The 21,838-nt window shown below is 57.5% G+C and carries 21 protein-coding genes; 18 read left to right on the plus strand and 3 right to left on the minus strand.

What is annotated here, in order from left to right:
* Positions 1-4: 4 nt before the first annotated feature.
* Positions 5-1,240 (minus strand): putative DNA modification/repair radical SAM protein, encoded by a 1,236-nt coding sequence (locus C8265_RS06150; RefSeq protein ID WP_108483124.1) that lies wholly within the window; start codon positions 1,238-1,240, stop codon positions 5-7.
* A gap of 128 nt (positions 1,241-1,368) precedes the next feature.
* Positions 1,369-2,841 (minus strand): MocR-like pyridoxine biosynthesis transcription factor PdxR, encoded by a 1,473-nt coding sequence (gene pdxR, locus C8265_RS06155; protein ID WP_108483125.1) that lies wholly within the window; start codon positions 2,839-2,841, stop codon positions 1,369-1,371.
* A gap of 155 nt (positions 2,842-2,996) precedes the next feature.
* Here pdxR and C8265_RS06160 point away from each other — a divergent pair, with 155 nt between their 5' ends.
* The 18 genes from C8265_RS06160 (at position 2,997) to C8265_RS06245 (ending at position 21,185) form a co-directional block, all read left to right on the plus strand.
* The gene (locus C8265_RS06160; protein ID WP_108483126.1) at positions 2,997-4,010 is read left to right on the plus strand and encodes a TRAP transporter substrate-binding protein; all 1,014 of its coding nucleotides are present in this window, start codon (positions 2,997-2,999) and stop codon (positions 4,008-4,010) included.
* Positions 4,011-4,068: 58 nt separating this feature from the next.
* Complete coding sequence (locus C8265_RS06165) at positions 4,069-4,599, plus strand: TRAP transporter small permease (RefSeq protein WP_108483127.1); 531 nt, start codon at positions 4,069-4,071, stop codon at positions 4,597-4,599.
* A gap of 21 nt (positions 4,600-4,620) precedes the next feature.
* A complete protein-coding gene (locus C8265_RS06170; protein WP_108483128.1) occupies positions 4,621-5,961 on the plus strand; it encodes a TRAP transporter large permease in 1,341 nt (446 codons plus the stop codon).
* Positions 5,962-5,978: 17 nt separating this feature from the next.
* Positions 5,979-6,488 carry a universal stress protein gene (locus C8265_RS06175; RefSeq protein WP_108483129.1) on the plus strand — a complete coding sequence of 170 codons (510 nt, stop codon included), beginning with the start codon at positions 5,979-5,981 and terminating at the stop codon, positions 6,486-6,488.
* A 20-nt stretch (positions 6,489-6,508) separates the two neighbouring features.
* On the plus strand, positions 6,509-6,898 hold the full coding sequence (locus C8265_RS06180) for a nuclear transport factor 2 family protein (protein ID WP_108483130.1): 390 nt from the start codon (positions 6,509-6,511) through the stop codon (positions 6,896-6,898).
* A 28-nt stretch (positions 6,899-6,926) separates the two neighbouring features.
* Positions 6,927-8,327, plus strand: coding sequence for an NAD(P)/FAD-dependent oxidoreductase (locus tag C8265_RS06185; protein ID WP_108483131.1), 1,401 nt, complete (start codon positions 6,927-6,929; stop codon positions 8,325-8,327).
* A 24-nt stretch (positions 8,328-8,351) separates the two neighbouring features.
* Entirely contained in the window at positions 8,352-10,133 is a 1,782-nt protein-coding gene (xsc, locus tag C8265_RS06190; RefSeq protein WP_108483338.1) for a sulfoacetaldehyde acetyltransferase, read from the plus strand.
* Between the two features lie 120 nt (positions 10,134-10,253).
* Positions 10,254-11,291 carry a YeiH family protein gene (locus tag C8265_RS06195; protein ID WP_108483132.1) on the plus strand — a complete coding sequence of 346 codons (1,038 nt, stop codon included), beginning with the start codon at positions 10,254-10,256 and terminating at the stop codon, positions 11,289-11,291.
* Positions 11,292-11,308: 17 nt separating this feature from the next.
* The gene (locus C8265_RS06200) at positions 11,309-11,668 is read left to right on the plus strand and encodes a cupin domain-containing protein (RefSeq protein ID WP_108483133.1); all 360 of its coding nucleotides are present in this window, start codon (positions 11,309-11,311) and stop codon (positions 11,666-11,668) included.
* A 154-nt stretch (positions 11,669-11,822) separates the two neighbouring features.
* Positions 11,823-13,541: a thiamine pyrophosphate-requiring protein gene (locus tag C8265_RS06205; protein ID WP_108483134.1), complete on the plus strand. Its 1,719-nt coding sequence runs from the start codon at positions 11,823-11,825 to the stop codon at positions 13,539-13,541.
* Positions 13,542-13,640: 99 nt separating this feature from the next.
* Entirely contained in the window at positions 13,641-14,693 is a 1,053-nt protein-coding gene (locus tag C8265_RS06210; protein WP_240610996.1) for a TRAP transporter substrate-binding protein, read from the plus strand.
* Positions 14,693-15,214 carry a TRAP transporter small permease gene (locus C8265_RS06215; protein WP_108483135.1) on the plus strand — a complete coding sequence of 174 codons (522 nt, stop codon included), beginning with the start codon at positions 14,693-14,695 and terminating at the stop codon, positions 15,212-15,214. The genes C8265_RS06210 and C8265_RS06215 overlap by 1 nt, the downstream gene beginning before the upstream one ends.
* Positions 15,207-16,562 (plus strand): TRAP transporter large permease, encoded by a 1,356-nt coding sequence (locus tag C8265_RS06220; protein WP_108483136.1) that lies wholly within the window; start codon positions 15,207-15,209, stop codon positions 16,560-16,562. The genes C8265_RS06215 and C8265_RS06220 overlap by 8 nt, the downstream gene beginning before the upstream one ends.
* A 317-nt stretch (positions 16,563-16,879) precedes the next feature.
* Positions 16,880-18,328: an aldehyde dehydrogenase gene (locus C8265_RS06225; protein WP_108483137.1), complete on the plus strand. Its 1,449-nt coding sequence runs from the start codon at positions 16,880-16,882 to the stop codon at positions 18,326-18,328.
* Positions 18,329-18,638: 310 nt separating this feature from the next.
* The gene (locus C8265_RS06230) at positions 18,639-19,028 is read left to right on the plus strand and encodes a hypothetical protein (protein ID WP_108483138.1); all 390 of its coding nucleotides are present in this window, start codon (positions 18,639-18,641) and stop codon (positions 19,026-19,028) included.
* Between the two features lie 65 nt (positions 19,029-19,093).
* Positions 19,094-19,906: a pyrroline-5-carboxylate reductase gene (gene proC, locus C8265_RS06235; RefSeq protein ID WP_108483139.1), complete on the plus strand. Its 813-nt coding sequence runs from the start codon at positions 19,094-19,096 to the stop codon at positions 19,904-19,906.
* Positions 19,903-20,235 carry a tRNA-binding protein gene (locus tag C8265_RS06240; protein ID WP_108483140.1) on the plus strand — a complete coding sequence of 111 codons (333 nt, stop codon included), beginning with the start codon at positions 19,903-19,905 and terminating at the stop codon, positions 20,233-20,235. Before proC ends, C8265_RS06240 begins: the two co-directional genes overlap by 4 nt.
* Complete coding sequence (locus C8265_RS06245) at positions 20,235-21,185, plus strand: 2-hydroxyacid dehydrogenase (RefSeq protein WP_108483141.1); 951 nt, start codon at positions 20,235-20,237, stop codon at positions 21,183-21,185. The genes C8265_RS06240 and C8265_RS06245 overlap by 1 nt, the downstream gene beginning before the upstream one ends.
* Positions 21,186-21,241: 56 nt before the next feature.
* On the opposite strand, the gene C8265_RS06250 is transcribed toward C8265_RS06245, so the two are convergent.
* Positions 21,242-21,826, minus strand: coding sequence for a thymidine kinase (locus C8265_RS06250; RefSeq protein ID WP_108483142.1), 585 nt, complete (start codon positions 21,824-21,826; stop codon positions 21,242-21,244).
* Positions 21,827-21,838: the final 12 nt, after the last annotated feature.

Raw genomic sequence — 21,838 nt, forward strand, 5'->3', positions numbered from 1 at the left:
GGCCCTAAAACAAGCTCAGCTGTTCAGGGGGCGGTGCAAATCTTGCGCGCAAATCGCTGCTGTCGGTCAGGGCGCCCGGCGTCCAATCAAGCAAGGTGACAAAGGCGCGGGCCTTGGTCATTGACGCGCCCATGCGCAACAAATCGTCATAGCGCAAGGTGCGGTGACGCCGGGTAGACAGAATGCGCCCCACGGTTTTTGCGCCAAAGCCCGGCACGCGCAGCAGCATTTCGCGCGACGCACGGTTCACATCCATCGGAAATTGCGCGCGGTTGGCCAGCGCCCAGGCCAATTTGGGATCAATCGCCAAATCCAGATTGCCATCGGGTGACGCGCCGGTGATTTCACCAACGTCAAACCCGTAAAACCGCAACAGCCAATCAGCCTGATACAGCCGATGTTCCCGCGCCAATGGGGGGCGGATCAGCGGCAATTTCGCGGTGGCATCCGGAATCGGTGAAAAGGCAGAATAATACACACGTTTAAGGTGATAACTGCTGTAAAGACGGGTGCTTTGGCCCAGGATTGTTGCATCTGTGCTATTGTCGGCACCCACGATCATCTGGGTGCTTTGCCCGGCGGGGGCAAATTTGGGCGGCCGTTTGCCAGTGTGCGACCGTTCGCGCCCGGCATCCTTGCGCAACCGCACATTGGCCATGGTGCGGCGAATTTCATCGGGGTTCTTTTCAGGCGCATAGGATTTGACCGCGGCATCGGTGGGCAATTCCACGTTGATCGACAGACGGTCGGCAAAAAGCCCCGCCTCTTCGATCAGCAGGGGATCGGCGTCGGGGATGGTTTTCAGGTGGATGTAGCCCCGAAAATTATGTTCGGTTCTAAGGGTGCGGGCGATGCGCACCATATCAGACATTGTGGCGTCCGAACTTTTGATGATGCCCGAGGACAGGAACAGCCCTTCGATATAATTGCGCCGGTAAAACTCAAGCGTGAGGTGCACCACTTCTTCTGGCGTAAATCGCGCCCGTTCGACGTTCGAACTGACCCGGTTCACGCAATATGCACAGTCATATATGCAGAAATTCGTCATCAGAATTTTCAGAAGGCTGATACAGCGGCCATCGGGCGCATAGGCATGGCAGATGCCGCTGCCCGTTGTGCTGCCCAATCCCGTGCCGTCGCGGGATGTGCGGCGTGATGTGCCGCTGGACGCGCAAGAGGCATCGTATTTCGCAGCGTCCGACAGGATCGCAAGTTTGGTCTGCAGGGTCAGTTTTGTCATGCTGTTCACTATATGTTCACATCTGTCATGTGCAATAGGCAGAGATGTCGCAATGGAATGATGAGGTACAATAATGCGTGAACGCAGAGGGGCAGACGGGGCACCTCAAGGTCTGGGGTGCGAATCTGTTACAGGTTTGAGATCCGCGCATTGATCAAATCAATGCCTTTCTGGATGCGATCAACCGGTATTGCGGAATAGCCGAGGCGAAAATATTCAGTCGGGGCATTGTCGTTATCGAAAAACGGCGCACCGGGTTCAATGAAAACGCCGTCTTGCAACAGGGCAGCGGCAAGTTGAACGGTATCAATGCCATCCGGGGCTTTTACCCACAGGCTGGAGCCGCCAAAGCGCGCCGCGCCCGCAACCGTAAGGCAACTGTGTTGCAAGGCGTCCAGCATTGTTTTGCGACGCTGTGCAAATTGCTGGCGCAGATCGCGGATCAACAGATCATAGTGCCCTTGGGCCAGAAAATATGCCGCCGTTCTTTGAAGATGCCCCGGTGGGTGGCGCAACATCAGCGAGCGTAATTCGCGCGCTTCGGCAATCACCCGTTCGGGGCCAACCAGATATCCAAGGCGCAGGCCGGGAAACAGCGCCTTGGAAAAGCTCCCCGCGTAAAGCACGCGTTCATCGACATCCAACGCCTTGAGGGCGGGGCTGGGCGGTTCGATAAAGCTCATCTCGAACTGATAGTCATCTTCGATGATGACCATGTCGCGGGCTTTGGCATCGGCAAGCAAGCGTTCGCGCCGACTGCGTGGCATTGTGGCTCCGGTGGGCGCATGATGGCTGGGGGTGACGAACACGGCCTGTGTGCCAGGGGGTATTTTGTCGGGGTTCAACCCGTGTTCATCGACATCCACGGTGGAAACATCGGCGCCACACCAGCGTAACGCCTGAAGGGTATCGGGATAGCCGGGGTTTTCGCACACGGCCTTCAGGGGCGTGCGTGTCAAAAGCTCGATCGCCAACCAGATTGCGTTCTGGGCGCCCACCGTGATCAGCACTTGTTGCGGCGTCGCGTTGATACCGCGACGTGGCAGCATCCGGGACAGCACGTAATTTACAAGCATCGGATCATCGGTCGCATGATCGCCGGCCATTTCATCAAAATCACGCCGACCCATCGCCTGACGGGCACATTCACGCCATGCGGAATGTTTGAATATCGTCGGATCCATTTGCCCGAAAACAAAGGGATAGGGCAGCGCGTGCCAGTCTTTGGGTTTTACAATCCGACGACGGTTTGCCAGGTTTTCCGAAAGCGCGTTGCGCCAGACTTCGCTGGATTCCACCGGCTTGGCGTTTCGCCCGATTGGCAGGCGGGGCAGGGCACCGGAATCGGCAACCATATATCCGCTGCGGTCCAAAGGTGTCAGATATTCCTGATCGACCAATTCCTGAAACGCGAGGGTCACGGTCATGCGCGCAACCCCTAGATGCGCCGCCAGTTTGCGCGACGACGGCATCAGCGCCCCGATCTGGGCCTGTCCGGAAAGGATGGCGTTTACAACCGTTTCCCTGATTTGCGCCTGCAACGGGCGGGCTGATTGCCGGTCAAGGAAGAACACTTCGGCTGCGATGCGGACTTTTTCCATTGGTTATCTTGGCCAACGAAACTGGTCTAAGTCAATAACGATCCTGGACCTAACGCCGAATCATCTTTTCGACATACTGCTGCGTCGACTTGAAGGGGGGAACACGATTTCCTTCAAGCATCGCGCTTTTGCGCACGCAACATTTGGAGGATAGAATGGCATTTATTTCACGGATCAAGGCCGCGACAAGCATCGCCGCCACGACTTTGGTCATGGGCATGGGCGCGGCCCAGGCTGACAATTTCAAGATCGCGGTCGGCGACGGTGCCGGCGGCACACAAGAGGCACTGGGCAAGGCATTCATCACTGCCCTCGAAGAAAACACCGGTGGCAACCACACGGGATCGTTGTTCTTGAACGGTCAGCTTGGCGCCGAACAGGCGACCGTCAATGACATGGCAATGGGCACGCTGGATTTTTCGATTCTGGCGATCAACAACATCACGCCGTTCTCGCCTTCGGTTGGCACGCTGACATTGCCTTATGTGATCCTGAGCCTTGAAGACGCTGTAAAGGTGACCCAAGGGCCCATCGGCGAAGAATTGATCGAAAACACGATCCGCGACGCCGGTGTGCGGATTATCGGTTGGGCCTATTCGGGGTTCCGCGTTTTGACAAACTCGGTCCGTCCGGTTGAATCCGTTGCCGATCTGGATGGTCTGGTGATCCGCGTTCCAAAGAACGAAATCATGATCGCCACATATAAATCATGGGGCGTGAACCCGACCCCGATGGCATGGTCCGAAACCTTCACCGGTCTGCAACAAAAGGTCGTCGACGGACAGGATAACCCTTATATCACTGTTTATGCGATGAAATTTGACGAAGTTCAAAAATACATCACCAACCTGCGCTATCTCTTCTCGATCGAGCCGCTGGTCGTGTCAGAAGAGCTGTTTCAGGGACTGTCAGCCGACGATCAGGCCGCCGTTCTGGCCGCCGGTAAAACCGCGACTGAGTTTTCAGCCGAGTTCCTGAAAGCCGAAGAAGAAACCATCAAGGCCGAGCTGGTATCGCGCGGGATGGAAATTTCTGATCCGGCCGATGATGAAGCAGAATTCATCCAACTGGCGACAGACGCTGTCTGGCCCCAGTTTTACGACTCCATCGGTGGTGTTGAAAAGCTGAACGAAGTGCTGACCGCTTTGGGCCGTGACCCCGTCCAGTAAAATCACGAACGGGGGGCGCGCATGATGCGCGCTTCCCACTCTGGGAGGAGGCCCTGTGATGACCCGTTTTTGGAACGTTCTCAATAACATCGAAAGCTATCTCTGCCGGGCATTACTGGTGATGTTCGTCGCGCTGCTCTTTACCCAAATCGTCTCGCGCGAGATGTTTGGCCATTCATTTTCATGGATCGAAGAACTGTCGGTCTACATGTTTGTGTGGTTCGTTTTCTTTGGCGCAAGCTATGCCGCCAAGATGAGCGCGCATAACCGGGTGACATTTCAATTCGGTATGCTTCCACGCTCCTGGATCAAGTGGATCGAAGGGTTTGCCGATCTGTTCTGGATCGCGTTCAACGTCTATTTTGTCTACCTCGCCGGGGATTTTGTTTTCAACAAGATGAACAAATTCTGGAAATCCCAAACGCTCGGGATCGAGATGAAGTGGATTTACATGGTCTTGCCGCTGGCGTTCACGCTGATGACGGTGCGGATCATTCAGGTCAATTACCTCAAGCTTTTCAAAGGTATCGACGTGAAAGACCCCGACAAGATCGATCTTGATGACTTCAAATCCGACAAAGACGCGTAAGCGGCGACAGGGAACACTTTTATGGAAAATGAAATCGTAACCATCCTGTTCAGCACTTTTTTGGGTTTGCTGTTTCTGGGTGCGCCGATCACCGTTGCGCTTGGCGTTTCGTCGATGATCTCGTTCTTGTACCTGGGTGAAAACCCTATCAAATTTGTCCAGATTGCATTCACGTCGGTGGGATCATTCCCGCTGATGGCTTTGCCCGCGTTCATTCTGGCCGGGGCATTGATGGAGGCCGCGGGCATTTCGCGCCGTCTGATCAATGTTGCCGAAAGCCTGGCAGGGCCGTTCACCGGCGGCATGTCGGCGGCAACTGTTGTGGGCTGTCTTTTCTTTGGCGCGATTTCGGGGTCTGGCCCGGCCACGACCGCGGCTGTGGGCATGTTGATGATCCCCGCGATGATCAAACGCGGCTATGACCGGGGCTATGCCTCGGCGGTGACGGCGTCGGCTGGGGGGCTTGGCATTGTCATTCCACCGTCAATCCCGATGGTTATTTTTGGCATCGCTGCATTGGGCATGATGGCCCCGCCTGAAGCTGTTGAAAAATTTGGATATTTCCAGACTGTTTCGATTTCGAAACTGTTCATCGCGGGCTTTATTCCGGCCTTTGTGATTGCCGGCAGCCTGCTGATCATGAACTGGATCCTGTGCCGCAAGCATGGCTATACCGGGTCTGCCGAAGGCTGGTCAGCGCGCAACATTTTTTGCGAGCTTTATCGCGGATTTTGGTCGCTGATGGCGCCGGTTGTCATTCTGGGCGGGATCTATACCGGGTTCTTCACCCCCACCGAGGCCGCGATTGTTGCGATTTTCTATACCCTGTTCGTGGGCATCGTGATCTATCGCGAACTGACGTTTGAATCTCTGAACCGTGCGCTTGAAACCACCACGTGGTTGTCGGGCCGGGTTCTGTTGATCCTGTTCACCGCCACGGTGTTTGGCCGGTTATTGGTTGAAAATCAGATCCCCGCGATCATTGCCAACGGGATGCTGTCACTGACCGATAACATCTATATCATCTGGGCGCTGATCATCTTTTTCCTGCTGTTTGTCGGGATGTTCATGGAAACGCTGGCCGCGATCCTGATCCTGGTGCCGGTGATGTTGCCTGTGGCGTATAACATGGGGATTGATCCGATCCACTTTGGCGTGGTGATGATTTGTACGCTGGGTATCGGGTTTCAGACCCCGCCACTGGGCGAAAACCTGTTCATCGCGTCGGGCATTTCGAACATATCAATCGAAAACATCTCGATCCGCGCTTTGCCTTTTGCGGCTGTGAATACGACCGCCATTTTCATCATCGCGTTCTTCCCCGAGCTGTCGCTCTGGCTGCCGCGCATGTTTGGCTACTGATCGGGAAAGGGAAAACCATGCAACCGATGATCACCAATATTCTGTTCGCGACAGATTTGTCAGAGAACTCTACCTATGCGTTGCGCAATGCGGCAAGTCTGGCACAGGCAACACGGGCCGAAATCCACGTGTTGCATGTCAGCGAACCTCTGTCTGATGATGCGCGCGTGGCTTTGGAAATGTTCATGCTGAACGCCGAGTCGCGCAAACGCGCGATTGAGCAACGCGGCGAGATGATCGCGCAGCTTTTGGACGAGCGTCAGGAACGTTTCTGGAGCGCACTTACGGGTGACGCGGCAAAGATCCGCGAACAGGTCACCTCAATCGAAGTGATCGAAGGCCACCCGGCCGAGGTCATCTTGCGACGTGCGCGCGAGCTGAAATGTGACCTGATCGTTCTGGGCGCCCATGATCATGGGTTCACGCAAACCTTTCTTGGCACGGTGGCCAAACGTGTGCTGCGCCGCGCCGATATCCCCACACTCATCGTCCCATACAACGACGATGGCCGCAACATCAAAAAATAACCCGAAATAGGAGACACGACATGTCCACGACACTCACAGCCAAAGATCTTGCCGATACGTTTGATGCGTTCAACCGCCACGATATCGATGGCGTGATGACCCATTTCGCCGATGATTGCGTGTTTTACACCGTCGGCGGCGATCAGGTGTACGGCACGAAAATCGAAGGTGCCAAAGCCATTGCCGATGCGTTTTCGGCCGTCTGGGGCGGGATGAAAGACGCCCATTGGGATCACCACAGCCACTTTGTGCACGGGGACCGCGCCGTATCGGAATGGACGTTTTCGGGCACTGGCGCCGACGGTATGCGCGTCGAAGCCGAAGGTGCAGATCTGTTCACGCTGCGTGATGGCAAGATCGTCGTCAAACAGGCGCTGCGCAAATCCCGCCCCCCATTCAAAGCAGCGTAACCCCTTATTTAGTTGACGGAGCATTCAGATGCTTGACTCTAAAAGACCAAAACACTGGCCCAAGGCCAGCTATGATCCGCGCTATGATCCAATCATCGATGCAGGCCCCGGTCACAACCGGGCCCATGCGCCGACCTATTGGGTCGACACAGCGGGCGACGTGCCCCAGGACGATGGCCCGATCAGCGGTGATGTTGATGTTGATGTGGCCATTATCGGGTCGGGCTATACCGGTCTGTCAACGGCGATTCACCTTGCCAAAGAACACGGCATCAAGGCCGTCGTTCTTGAGGCAAACGCCGTGGCTTGGGGGTGTTCCACACGCAACGGCGGTCAGGCGCAAATTTCGTCTGGCCGACTGAAACGGTCACAGTGGATTCAACGCTGGGGCGTCGATGTCGCCAAGAAGATGCACAACGAAGTGGTCGAAGCGTTCGAACTGTTCAACGATCTGATCGGATCGGATGACATCGACTGTGATCCTCAGACCGGCGGCCATTACTATATGGCGCATCGCGACAAGATGATGCCGAAGTTGGAGAAGGAAAGCGCGCTTCTCAACGATGTGTTCGGCTATGGCTCGCGGATGATCGGGCGCGACGAACTGCACGAAAGCCATGTGCGCGACCAAGAGGCCGTAGGCGCCATGTGGGAGCCTGACGGCACCTGCGTTCATGCGGCCAAGCTGGCGTTCAGCTATGTCCGTCTGGCGCGCAAACTGGGGGCAAAAATCCACCCCGCCAGCCCTGTGATGGGATGGAAAACCAAGAACGGTGTGCATCATCTGACAACACCGGGCGGGACAGTGCGCGCGCGCGCCGTGGCATTGGCAACCGCAGGCTACACGCCGCCGGGCCTGAACGAAAAGACCAAGCACCGGTTGATGCCGATCCTGTCAAATTCGATCGTCACCCGCCCCCTGACCGACGAAGAAAAGGCCGAATGCGGGTTTCAGGTGAAATCACCGCTGACCGATACGCGCACCTTGCGCCACTATTACCGGTTCTTGCCTGATGATCGTGTACAGATCGGCAGCCGCAGCGCGATCACCGGGCCGGATGCGGAAAACCCCAAACATCTTGCGCTGTTGCAAAAGGGGCTTCACCGTAAATTTCCCGTGCTTGAGGGGATCGAGCTGGATTATTCATGGTGGGGTTGGGTCGATGTCAGCCACGACATGATGCCGCGCATTTTCCAGCCCGACAAGAAACAGACGATCTATTATGCCCTGGGTTATGGCGGAAACGGCGTGATGTATTCTGCCCAGGCGGGCAAACGCATGGCGCAACTGGTTGCGGGCAAGGGGCAAGAACTGGATCTGCCGATCTTTACTTCGCCGCTGCCCAGCCACGGGATTTTGACACCGTTCCGGCGTTTGGGCCAGCGGGTCATGTATCCCTATTATTACCTGAACGACGAGATTCTCTGAAACCTTTCTCAAAGGATGACCAACATGAAAATGACTACAGAAGAGGCCTTTGTTAAGGTTTTGCAAATGCACGGCATCGATAATGCGTTTGGCATTATCGGGTCGGCGATGATGCCGATTTCCGATTTGTTCCCCGATGCGGGCATCAAATTCTGGGATTGCGCCCATGAAACATCGGGCGGCATGATCGCCGATGGCTACACCCGCGCATCGGGCAAGATGTCGATGGCGATTGCCCAGAACGGCCCGGGCATCACCAACTTTGTCACCCCGATCAAGACCGCCTATTGGAACCACACTCCGATGCTGTTGGTCACGCCCCAGGCGGCCAACAAAACCATCGGGCAGGGCGGTTTTCAGGAAATCGAACAGATGAAACTGTTCGAAGATATGGTGTGTTATCAGGAAGAAGTGCGCGATCCGTCGCGTATGGCCGAAGTTCTGAACCGGGTGATTGAAAAGGCGTGGCGCGGCTGTGCCCCGGCACAAATCAACATCCCGCGCGATTACTGGACCCAGGTGATTGACATCGAACTGCCCCAGATCATCCGCCTGGAGCGCCCACAGGGCGGCACCCAAGCGGTGAAAGAGGCGGCCAAGCTGCTGTCCGAGGCCGAATTCCCGGTCATCCTGAACGGTGCCGGCGTGATCTTGTCGGGCGGTATCGATGCCTCGGCGAAACTGGCCGAAGCGTTGGATGCCCCGGTGGCCTGTGGCTATCAGCACAATGATGCGTTTCCCGGTTCGCACCCTCTGGCGGTTGGGCCGCTGGGCTACAACGGATCAAAGGCGGCGATGGAGCTGATTGCAAAGGCCGATGTCGTTCTGGCGCTTGGCAACCGTTTGAACCCGTTTTCCACCTTGCCGGGCTATGGCATCAACTATTGGCCGCAAAATGCAAAGATCATTCAGGTCGATATCAATTCCGACCGGATTGGTCTGACCAAAAAGGTTGACGTGGCCATTCAGGGCGATGCCAAGGCCGTGGCCGAACAACTGTTGGAGCAATTGGCAGACGGTGCCGGCGACAAGGGCCGCAAAGAGCGTAAAGAACTGATCGCGCTGACCAAATCGCGCTGGGCGCAGGAATTGTCATCGATGGATCATGAAGACGATGACGATGAAGGCGTCACCTGGAATGAACGCGCCCGCAATCGTCAGCCCGACCGCATGTCGCCCCGCCAGGCCTGGCGCGCCATCATGTCGGCCATGCCGGCCGATGCGATCGTGTCGTCCGATATTGGCAACAACTGCGCCATCGGCAACGCCTATCCAACCTTTGACAAGGGCCGCAAATATCTGGCGCCGGGTCTGTTTGGCCCCTGTGGTTATGGCCTGCCTGCGATCCTGGGTGCGAAAATCGGCTGTCCGGACGTGCCGGTTGTCGGCTTTGCCGGTGACGGGGCCTTTGGGATTTCGATGAACGAAATGACGGCATGTGGCCGGGGCGATTGGCCCGCGATCACCATGATCATCTTCCGCAACTATCAGTGGGGCGCCGAAAAGCGGAACACGACCCTGTGGTTTGATGACAACTTTGTCGGCACCGAGCTGAACGAAGGGGTGAATTATGCCGAAATCGCCAAAGGCTGTGGCGTCAAGGGCGTACAGGTTACGGGCATGGAGCAGTTGACCGATGCCTTGAACACCGCAATCCAGGAACAGATGAATGACAATGCCACCACCTTTATCGAGGTTGTCCTGAATCAGGAACTGGGTGAGCCGTTCCGTCGCGATGCGATGAAAAAACCGGTTTCGGTTGCTGGCATCACGGCGTCGGATATGCGAGAGCAGCAAATCGGCTGATCGCCGCAAATACCGGGGAACGCGCGCGTCGCGTTCCCCACATACCCCTTTATGACCGCGCCGTTGGTGCGGTTCATTTCCAATTCATGACGCGTCTCGCGGTTAAGGAAGCAGTGTCAGATGGCAAATTCAACCACATCCCCCAGTGACCTGATCGCACGCGTCCCGGTTTTCTTTTCTACATATGGTCCCGGTTTCGCTGTTTCGGTCGTTGTTGCCGCCGCGGCGCAGTTTTTGTCCGAACATTATGGCGCGCCTGCCATGCTGATGGCGCTGTTGTTGGGCATCGCATTCCATTTTCTGGCCGAAGAGGGGCGCTGTGTGCCCGGTATCGGTTTTACCTCCAAAACCGTGTTGCGCATTGGCGTGGCTTTGTTGGGCGCGCGGATCAGTGTCGAACTGTTGATCGGCCTCGGGCCAAAACTGATCGGGCTGGTTGTGGCCGGTGTGATCCTGACAATCCTGTTTGGTCTGTTGGGCGCAAAATTGTTGGGGCGCGGCTGGCGGTTTGCGCTGTTGACGGGCGGCGCCGTCGCCATTTGTGGCGCCTCGGCCGCCATGGCGATCGCCGCCGTTCTGCCCAAGAACGAACATTCCGAACGTAACCTGATCTTTACCGTGCTCAGCGTGACCATTCTGTCGACCGTTGCGATGATCGCCTATCCGATCATCACCGCCGCGCTTGAACTTGATGATCTGGCGGCGGGTGTGTTTCTGGGGGGTACGATCCACGATGTGGCACAGGTTGTCGGTGCCGGTTTTTCCGTCAGCAACGAAACCGGTGAAACCGCAACGCTGGTCAAACTGATCCGCGTTACCATGCTGGCGCCGGTTGTGTTGGTGTTTGCGCTGGTGATCCGGGCCTTTGCAGATGACGATGCCGCCGATGGCACACGCCCGCCGCTGATGCCGCTTTTCGTGGTGATGTTTCTTTTGCTGGCGGCGATCAATTCGTTCGGGTTGATCCCGGCGTTTGCGCAGACGTTTCTGGCCGATTTGTCAAAATGGGCGCTGTTGGTTTCCATCGCCGCCGTAGGTATGAAGACATCGCTGCGAACGATTTTCGATGTCGGCGGTCAGGCGATCATCCTGATCGTGGCCCAGACCGTATTTATCGCGTCGTTCATTCTGTATGGCATCACCCATTTTGCCAGCTAACCGATAAAGGATTCGTCATGCGCGTCATTGATTTCAACGATACCGTCCCGACCACAAAACGTCGCCTTGCGGATTTGCCCGATCGCGTTGTTGAGGGCGATCCCCGGCACGAAACCCAGATGCGGTTCAGCACCGAAGACGGATCGCTGATTGCCGGCACCTGGACCAGCACGCCGGGCAAGTGGGTGGCCTTTGCAGACCGGGATGAATTCTGCGTTCTGCTGAGTGGGCATGTGAAACTGATCTCTGAAGATGGCACCGAGCAGGAATTCAAAACCGGCGACAGTTTCCTGATCCCCAACGGGTTTCGCGGATTCTGGCATGTTCTGGAAACTGCAACCAAACATTTCGTCATCCGCAGTTACGAGGGCGCATAAAATTCCCCGGCGAACGGATGATCTGTTGCGCGTTGGCACGCAGGTGCGCGGCTTGACAACCCGCGCCCTATGTCAAAGTATGATTGGTGAATGTGGCGCTGAATGATCCGGGCGCGCATGAAAACCCACCTTGATCAGCAGGAATATTTGCCCCATGGCTAAGGATACCCAAGGCAAGGCAGTCACCGCCGGTGGTGCCATTTTCGGCAAGCTCAAGGCGCTTGGCGTCGATTATGTTTTTGCAAATTCCGGCACTGATTTTCCGCCCATCATCGAAGGTCTGATCGAGGCCGGGCATAACGGTATCGAACTGCCCGACGCCATCACCGTGCCCCATGAAATGGCCGCCGTCAGCATGGCACATGGCTATTACCAGATCAGTGGCAAAATCCAGTCGGTGATGCTGCATACCAATGTTGGCCTGTCCAATGGCGCGACGGGGGCAATCAACGCGTCGTGCGATCATATCCCCGTGATGCTGATTTCGGGGCGCACGCCGGTGATGGAAAAGGATCGATTTGGCGCGCGCACGGTGCCCATCGGTTGGGGGCAGGAAATGTTTGATCAGACCGCGCTGGTGCGCGAGGCCTGCAAATGGGATTATGAGCTGCGGTTTCCCGAGCAGGTTTCTGATCTGTTCGACAGGGGCTGGGCGATTGCCAATTCAACGCCCAAAGGGCCAATTTACCTCAGCCTCCCGCGTGAGGTGTTGTGCGAACAGACGCCTGCACAGGGGTTGGATGCACCGTCGGCCATGGCCCCTGTCATCACCGGCCCCGATGCGCGGTCGCTGGCCCGGGCCGCCGATCTGTTGGCCAAGGCGGAAAATCCGCTGATCATCAGTCAGCGTGGCGCGGGGTCGCAGGACGCATTTGATGCGTTTGCGGCGTTCGTGACCGACTGGGCCTTGCCGGTGTCCCATTATTGGGCCAACCAGATATCGATCCCGCTGACCCACCCGATGCAAATCGGTGTCGCACCCGAGGATTTGCTGGCCAAGGCGGATGTGGTTCTGGTGATCAACAGTCTTGCGCCATGGTGGCCCGACAAGGTGACGTTGCGCGATGATGTTCAGGTTATCCAGCTTGGTCCCGATCCGTTGTTCACCCGCACGCCCGTGCGCAATTTTCCGGCCCATGTGACCCTTGCCGGTGAAACGGCGCCAACGCTTCATGCGCTGATTGATGCGATGAATCCGTTGGATCGTGACGATGATCTGTTAACCGCGCGCCGTGAGCGTATTGCCGAACTGGCAAAAACCAACCGCGACGCCGCATTGGAAAAGGCCGCAGGCGGCAGCCGCAATCCAATGACCAAGGACTGGGTCAGCCTGTGCCTTGGCCGCGCAATCAAGGGGCGCAAGGCCAGCGTGTATCACGAACTTGGCTGTCCGCTTGTTCCGCTCGATCTGGAATCGCACCAAAGCTATTTTCAGGAGCCCCATTCCGGTGGGCTTGGCTGGGGGTTTCCCGCCGCACTTGGCGCACAGTTGGCCGACCGCGAGCGTCTGGTTTTTGCAACGATGGGCGATGGCAGCTATATGTTTGCCAATCCCACGGTCTGTCATCAGGTGGCCGAGGCGCTTGAGTTGCCGGTCATCACCCTTGTGCTTAATAACGAAGAATGGGGCGCTGTCCGCCATTCGGTTCAGGGGCTTTATACCAAAGGTCTGGCGGCCAGATCCAACGACGTTCCGATGACCGCGCTGAAACCCAGCCCCGATTTCACCCGCACCGCCGAGGCAAGCCGGGCCTATACCGAAACCGTGACCAACGGTGCAGACCTGCCCGCCGCGCTGGACCGCGCGATAAGCGTGGCAACCGAGGAGAAACGCCAGGTTCTGCTGAATATCGCGATTGAGCGTGTGACCTGAACCAATTGCGGCCATCTGAAAATAAATGCGTTGGATGGCGGGACAAAAGCCAGGAATATGTTAGGCATAGCCAAAACCATCTGTAGGGAGGAAACACACATGATGAACCACCGATTGAACCGCAGAACCGCCACCGCCGCATTGGCGGTCGGGTTCATGGCCGCCAGCGCCGGAATCGCATCTGCTGCCGAGTATGAATTCAAGCTGCACCATTTCCTGAACGCCAACGCGCCGGCGCATACACAGATGTTGCAACCCTGGGCCGATGCCGTGGCCGAGGCATCGGGCGGCAAGGTCGAGATCGAGATATTTCCATCGATGACGCTGGGCGGACGCCCGACCGAACTTGTCTCCCAGGTCAGGGATGGGGTTGTCGATCTTGTCTGGACACTTAACGGTTATACGCCGGGCCTGTTTCCGCGCACCGAAGTGTTTGAATTGCCTACCGTATTCAAAAACGATCCCGCAGCCGCCAACATGGCAATGGTCGATTTGTTCGAAAGCGATCTGAAGGAAGAATACAAGGGTCTTGAGGTCATGTTCCTGCACACACACGCGGGGCAGGCGATTCACATGCGCGACACCGAAGTGCGCAGCCCTGACGATTTGAAGGGCAAGAAAATGCGCATCCCGACCCGCTCGGGTGGTTGGGTCATCGAAGCGCTGGGCGCGTCGCCGGCATCGATGCCCGTGCCCGAACTGCCGCCCGCGCTGCAAAAAGGCGTTGTCGACGGGGCGTTCATTCCATGGGAAATCATTCCGCCGCTGAAGATTCAGGAGCAGACGGAATACCAGATCGAAGGCGCTGACGAAGCGCGCTTTGGCACTTCTGTGTTTCAGGTTTCGATGAACCAGGGCCGCTGGAACAGCCTGCCCGAAGAAATTCAGCAGGCGTTCCGCACCGCATCGACAGGCGATTGGCCCAAGGAAGTTGGCCAGATCTGGCGCGCGGTTGACGATTTCGGCATCAATGTCGCGGTCGAAGCAGGCAATCAGCACATCACCCTGACCGAAGAAGAAACCGCCGTATTTGACGAGGCGCTGCTTCCGGTGGTTGATCGCTGGATCGAAGAGGTCGACGGCAAGGGCATCGATGGTGCCGCATTGGTTGAAAAGGCGCGCGCCGCCATCAAAGAGAACGCGACCCGCTGATGGAGAACCCGGCAAAGACCGACAGCAGCGGATTTTTCGCTGTTGTCCGCCGTATAACCGCCGCTTGGGCGATACTTGGCGGTGTCGTGCTGATCCTTGTGGTGTCGGTGAACATGTTTTCGGTCATCGGCGGGCTGTTCGCCAGCCCGTTCCCGGGTGATTTCGAACTGACGCAGATGGGCATCGCGATTTCGGTCTTTGCATTTCTTCCCTATTGCCAGGTGACAGGTGCCAACGTGACCGCCGACATTTTTACGTCGGCGGCTTCGGCGCGCACCATTGCGTTTCTGACGTTTCTGGGGGCCGTTATCGCGTTATTGTTCAGCGGAATCCTGTTGTGGCGCATGTTCTACGGGATGTTGGACCAGAAAGAGTTCGATTACACCACGGCAATCCTGTCGATACCTCAGTGGCTGGCCTATGTGCCGATCCTGATATCGCTTGCATTGCTGGCCTTGGCCGCGGTCGCGACGCTGCTGACCGAAGCTGAAACCATGCGCTCAGGAGGCGATCATGTCTGAATCCCTGATCCTGGGCCTTGGCGGGCTGATCGCGCTGGTCGGGCTGATCGCATTTCGCATACCCATCGCCTATGCGATGATCCTGGTCGGTGGCATTGGCACGATGCTGATAAACGGCCCGGCGCTGGTGTTCAGTCAGCTCAAGACGCTCGCCTATGGTCAATTCTCGATTTATGATTTGTCGGTCGTGCCGATGTTCATCCTGATGGGGGCAATCGCGTCAAAAACCGGATTGTCCAAGGCATTGTTTCGGGCCGCCAACGCATGGCTGGGCTGGATGCCCGGCGGCACCGCGATGGCGGCGATTGCCGGATGCGCCGGATTTGGCGCTGTGTGCGGATCATCTCTTGCCACTGCTTCGACCATGGGCAAGGTCGCGCTGCCTGAATTGCGCCGCTACAATTACTCTGGCGCGCTGGCGACAGGAACGCTGGCGGCGGGCGGGGTTTTGGGCATCCTTATTCCGCCATCTGTCGTTTTGATCATCTATGCCATCATCGTCGAGGCCAATATCGTCACGATGTTCATGGCTGCATTTCTTCCCGGTATTCTGGCCGTCATCCTGTTTTTGCTGACAATCGCGATTTATGTGGCCATCTGGCCCGAATCCGGCCCCAAGGGCGGTAAACCGGAACGGGCCGAATTCATCGAAGCAACCATCGGCATGATTCCGGTTCTCATCATCTTCGGGCTGGTGATCGGCGGGATTTACGCGGGCCTGTTCAACCCCACGCCTGCGGCCTCGGTCGGGGTGTTTCTGGTTGTCATTTTCGGACTGTTGCAGCGTAATTTAAGCTGGCAAGGGTTTCGTGAGGCGATACTTGAAACCGCGTCGACCACGGGCATGATCTATCTGATCCTGTTGGGGGCTGAACTGCTCAAGATTTTCATGTCGCGCTCGGGCCTTCCGCAAGAGGCGGCGTTGTGGGTCGCAAATTCGGGCCTGACGCCGATGATTGTCATGGTGATCCTGCTTGTGTCGCTGATCCTGTTGGGCTGCCTGATGGATTCGCTGTCGATGATCCTGTTGGTCATTCCGTTCTTCTGGCCTGTTCTGGTCGAAGTGAACGGCGGAATTTATCAGGGGGCCGACGGTGCGGGCTATGGCATGAGCACCGAAGAGCTCAAGATATGGTTTGGCATATTGGCGTTGATTGTGGTTGAATTGGGCCTGATCACACCGCCGGTTGGAATGAACGTTTTTGTCATTTCATCCCTGGCGAAAGACGTGCCGATGATTGAAACGTTCAAGGGCGTTTTGCCGTTTTTCATTGCTGAAATCATTCGTGTCGTCCTGTTGGTTGCGTTTCCAATCCTGACCTTGTGGTTGCCACGATTACTGCAATGATACGGGCGCGCCGTGGTTTTGCGCCACGGCGTCACCCCTGCGGACTCACGGCAGTTTTTGGGATTTTGCAACTTCGGCATCAGGCACGCCAACAGCGATTGCTTTCCGGTAATCCGGTCAGCGGTGTTGAGCATGCATTCCTGAAACCGCGCAACCGCACAGGCCGTCAGCGCCACAGTTGAACTTGCCAATTGTGCATATCTGTTGGAGGTTGGCCGCAATCCCCGGGATGGCCCCGCCGCCCAGCCAAATACGACCCCGCCAGCCTACGTGCCTCACTGGCTACCTTGGCGGCGACATAGTGAAAGGAACGACCAATGCAAAATCTCGATCTTTATATCAATGGCGCCCATATTCCGGCTGAAAACGGGCGGGTCTTTGACCGCTGCAATCCGGTTTCAGGCGATGTCGTGACCAAAGCCGCCGCCGCGTCACTGGGCGATGCGGCAAAGGCGGTGGATGCGGCGGCCAGCGCGTTTGAAACATGGTCGCTGACCGGCCCCGGTGAGCGGCGGAAAAAGCTGCTTGCGGCGGCTGAAAGCCTGCAAGCGCGGGCCGATGAAATTGTCGCCGCGATGAAAGACGAAATCGGCGCGACAGAAGGCTGGGCGCGGTTCAACGTGATGCTTGGCTCGGAAATGCTGATCGAGGCGGCGGCGATGACAACGCAGATCAAAGGTGAGATCATCCCGTCAAACCGCCCCGGTTCCACCGCAATGGCCGTGCGCCAACCTGCCGGTGTCGTGCTTGCCATGGCGCCGTGGAATGCGCCGGTTATCCTTGGCGTACGCTCGATCGCGACACCGTTGGCCTGTGGCAACACCGTGGTGATGAAGACCTCGGAAATCTGCCCGCGCGTTCATGCCTTGGTCATTCAGGCGATTGCCGAGGCCGGATTTCCCGATGGCGTGTTGAACGCAATCTCCAATGATCCCGATGATGCCGCCGACGTTGTAAAAACGCTGATCGAACATCCGGCAATCCGGCGGATCAACTTTACCGGCTCAACGCGGGTCGGGCGCGTGATTGGTGAATTGGCTGGGCGCAATCTCAAACCTGCATTGCTGGAACTTGGCGGCAAGGCGCCGATGATCATCCTTGAGGATGCCGACATGGATGCGGCTGTCGCGGCTGCGGGATTTGGCGCCTATATGAACCAGGGTCAGATTTGCATGTCGACCGAACGGATCATCACTGTCGGTGCCGCCGGCGACCGGTTTGTCGAGGCGTTTTCAGCCAAGGTCAGCAGTTTGAAAGCCGGCGATCCGCGCGACGGAAACGCGCCGCTCGGATCGTTGGTCAATGATACGGCGGCAGAGCGGATTCAAAGCCTGATTGCGGATGCACAAGACAAGGGCGCGAAACTGATTGCCGGTGGTGGCAAGGGCACGATCCTTGACGCGGCTGCGCTGGATCATGTGACCGCCGACATGCGTATCTACACCGAAGAAAGCTTTGGCCCGGTCGTTGCGATCATTCGCGCCGATACCGTGGACGATGCGGTTCGGATCGCCAACGAAAGCGAACTTGGGCTATCCTCGGCCGTGTTTGGCCGCGATACCATGGCGGCGCTGTCGGTTGCAAAACGGATCGAAAGCGGCATCTGCCATATCAACGGGCCGACTGTCCATGACGAAGCGCAGATGCCCTTTGGCGGTGTCAAGGCATCGGGCTATGGCCGGTTCGGCGGAACATGGGGCATTCACGAATTTACCGATCTGCGCTGGATCACAATGCAGGATGGCGATCTGCATTATCCGATCTAAGGCACAGCGCCCCGCGCCAGAGGCCCGCCACCCCTGAGGCAAGGCGGGCCTGTGGGACTGTAACAAAACTCTTCTTCCCTGAAACTAAGGGGGGAAGAGGATCAGGTCAGGCAGAAACGGCCAGACCGGCGCGGTTTGGAAAGTCAATCTGAACGGGTCGCGGAGCGTTTCAGTTCAAGAGCCGGGGTTCAGGAGAGGACAAGCCTAAAGAAATAATCAGCCCAAATGAAAGTCCTGCATGTCCGCAGTTCTTAACAAAAGGTTAACAAAAGGTTAACAGGATCGGCTAGAAGGCCTATAGGATGGTCTTATGCCTTTTGAAACCGAAATTGCCGCGATTCTGTGTGCCCTTGTTCTGGGCGGCGAAACCGAGGTGTCGCACCCTTACAACGTGGGCTATGATCTGCACCGCATTCGCGTGGATTGCGAAACTTCCGATCAGGTGGTCGAGGTTGGGTTGGATAAACGCTCGTCACTGGATTCGATCCAGCAGGCGCTGTTTGCCGCGTCGCTGACCGGCAAAACGCCTGTGGTGGCGATGATTGATACCGACGGGCGCGAAGGCCCGTTCGAGTTGCGCATCAGAACGGCAGCCCGGATGGCCGGGGTGACATATACCAGTTACAAGATCGACGCGCTGATCCGGCTTCAGATGACATCGTATATGCGCGATCGCCGTCTTCCGGGCCGGGGATCTTAAAGACACATTCGCCTTTACCTTGGCCCTTTTCGGGGTAGTCTGCGGCGCAGATAAGGGGGCATTTTATGAATATGGATCACGTGCGCGACCGGGGGCTGGTGCTTTTGGGATGTGGCAAGATGGGCTCGGCGATGTTGGCGGGGTGGCTGAAAGGCGGATTGCCGGCCACTTCGGTCTGGGTGGTTGACCCGGCACCATCGGACTGGTTGCAAGGGATCGACGGCTTGCACCTGAACACCGATTTGCCCGATGCCCCGGCCATCGTTCTGGTGGCGGTGAAACCGCAGATGATGGCCGATGCGCTGCCCACGCTGGCGGCGATGGGTAATGGGAAAACCTTGTTTCTGTCTGTCGCGGCCGGCACGTCGATTTCTTATTACGAACAGGTGCTGGGCGATAAAACGCCGATCATCCGTGCGATGCCCAACACCCCCGCCGCCGTGGCGCGCGGAATTACGGCGATCATCCCCAATGGCCCCGGTGCGGCGGGCATGGATCTGGCCGAGGCGCTGCTGTCTGCCGTGGGGCAGGTGGTGCGGCTGGAGAATGAATCGCAGATGGATGCGGTCACCGGTGTGTCGGGCTCTGGCCCCGCCTATGTGTTTCATCTGATCGAAACCCTGGCGGCCGCGGGCGAGGCACAGGGATTGCCCGCGCCCCTGGCCATGCAATTGGCCAAGGCAACCGTGGCCGGGGCAGGGGCATTGGCCGAGCAGGCCGAGGAAGACCCGGGCCAGTTGCGCGTCAATGTGACCTCGCCCCAGGGCACCACCGCCGCCGCACTTGAGGTGTTGATGAATGAAACCGATGGGTTCCCCGCGCTGTTGAAACGGGCGGTCAAGGCAGCGGCAGATCGGTCGCGGGAGTTGGGCGCATGATCGATTATGATGATTTTGCAAAGGTCGATATTCGCTGTGGGGTGATCACACGGGCCGAGCCGTTTCCCGAGGCGCGCAAGCCATCAATCAGATTGTGGGTCGATTTTGGTGGCGATCTGGGTGAGAAGAAAAGTGCCGCACAGATTACCGAACATTACACACCTGATGGTTTGATCGGCAAACAGGTGATGGCGGTGGTCAATTTTCCGCCCCGTCAGATTGGCCCGGTGATGTCAGAGGTTCTAGTTCTGGGCGTGCCTGATGATACGGGCGCTGTGGTTTTGTTGCGCCCGGATATGGATGTGCCCGTCGGCGGAAGGATGTTTTGATGGAAAAGATATTGATCACCCGCCGTCTGCCTGATCCGGTACTGGACGCGGCGCGCGCCCGGTTCGATGTGACCTTGCGCGATGACACAACCCCGATGAGTGCGGCAGAATTGGCAGATGCCATGGCGCAATACGACGGGATTTTGCCGACCCTTGGCGATCAGTTGACGGCCGATGCCTTTGTTGGAGACCTCAAGTGCCGCGTTCTGGCGAACTTTGGGGTGGGCTATAACCATATTGACGTTACGGCAGCGCGCGGCGCGGGCGTGGCCGTGTCAAACACTCCCGGTGCCGTCACCGATGCCACCGCCGATATTGCCATGACCCTGATGTTGATGACATGCCGACGCGCGGGCGAGGGTGAGCGTTTGGTGCGTGCCGGGCAATGGGCCGGGTGGCACCCCACACAACTTTTGGGCCAGCATGTGAGCGGTAAGACCGTGGGCATTGTCGGGCTGGGCCGGATTGGCAAGGCGATCGCGCGGCGCTGTCATTTTGGCTTTGGCATGGATGTGGTGTTTTACAACCGCTCGCAAGTGGCGGATCCGGGCGTACCGGCACAGCAATTAAACAGCCTGACAGATGTGGCAAATGCCTGTGATGTGTTGATTGTGGCGCTGCCTGCGACGCCCGAAACCCATCATATGATCAACGTATCGGTCTTTGCGGCGATGAGACCAACGGCGGTGTTTGTGAACATCGCGCGGGGCGATATCGTGGATGAAACGGCATTGATCGACGCGTTGCAAAGCGGGCAAATCGCCGGGGCCGGTCTGGATGTTTATGAGTTTGAGCCGAAGGTGCCACAGGCGCTTAGGGCTTTGGAAAATGTCACGCTTTTTCCCCACCTTGGCACCGCCACCCTTGAGGTGCGCACGGCCATGGGGATGATGGCGGTTGACAACCTGGTGGCATTTTTCGACGGGCGCGATTTGCCCAACCCGGTGTGAGCTAACGGAGGCGCTGACGCGCCACACGATGTTTTGTTTGCCGCCCTTGGCCGGTGTCAATACGGATCGCCCATGGCGGCGCGCCAATGGCGGCGGCACAGGGACAGATAGGTTTCGTTGCCGCCGATCTGCACCTGAGCGCCTTCCTGCAGTGCATTGCCCTGATCATCCTGGCGGATCACCATGGTGGCTTTGCGCCCGCAGTGGCAAATTGTGCGCACTTCGCGCAATTGATCGGCCACCGCCAAGAGGGCGGCCGAGCCGGGGAAAAGCTGCCCCTGAAAATCGACCCTGAGGCCATAGGTCATTACCGGCAGGCGCAAATCATCGGCCACCCTGGCCAATTGCCACACCTGCGTGGGGCTGAGAAATTGGGCCTCGTCCACGAAGACGCAGGCGAGGGGGGTGGTGTGGTGCTGTGCCTGGACCTTTTTGAACAGATGATCGGTGGGGGAAAATGTGTCGGCATCCTCCTTGATCCCGATGCGCGAGGCGATGCGCCCGTGCCCGGCGCGGGTATCAAGCTGTGCGGTCAGCAGATAGACCGCCATCCCCTGTTCGCGGTAATTGTTCGCCGCCTGCAAAAGCAGGGTCGATTTGCCCGCGTTCATTGTGGAAAAGTTGAAATAAAGTTTGGCCATGGCAGAGCATTA

It is taken from the genome of Oceaniglobus ichthyenteri (assembly GCF_003057885.1).
Taxonomy (GTDB): Bacteria; Pseudomonadota; Alphaproteobacteria; order Rhodobacterales; family Rhodobacteraceae; genus Oceaniglobus; species Oceaniglobus ichthyenteri.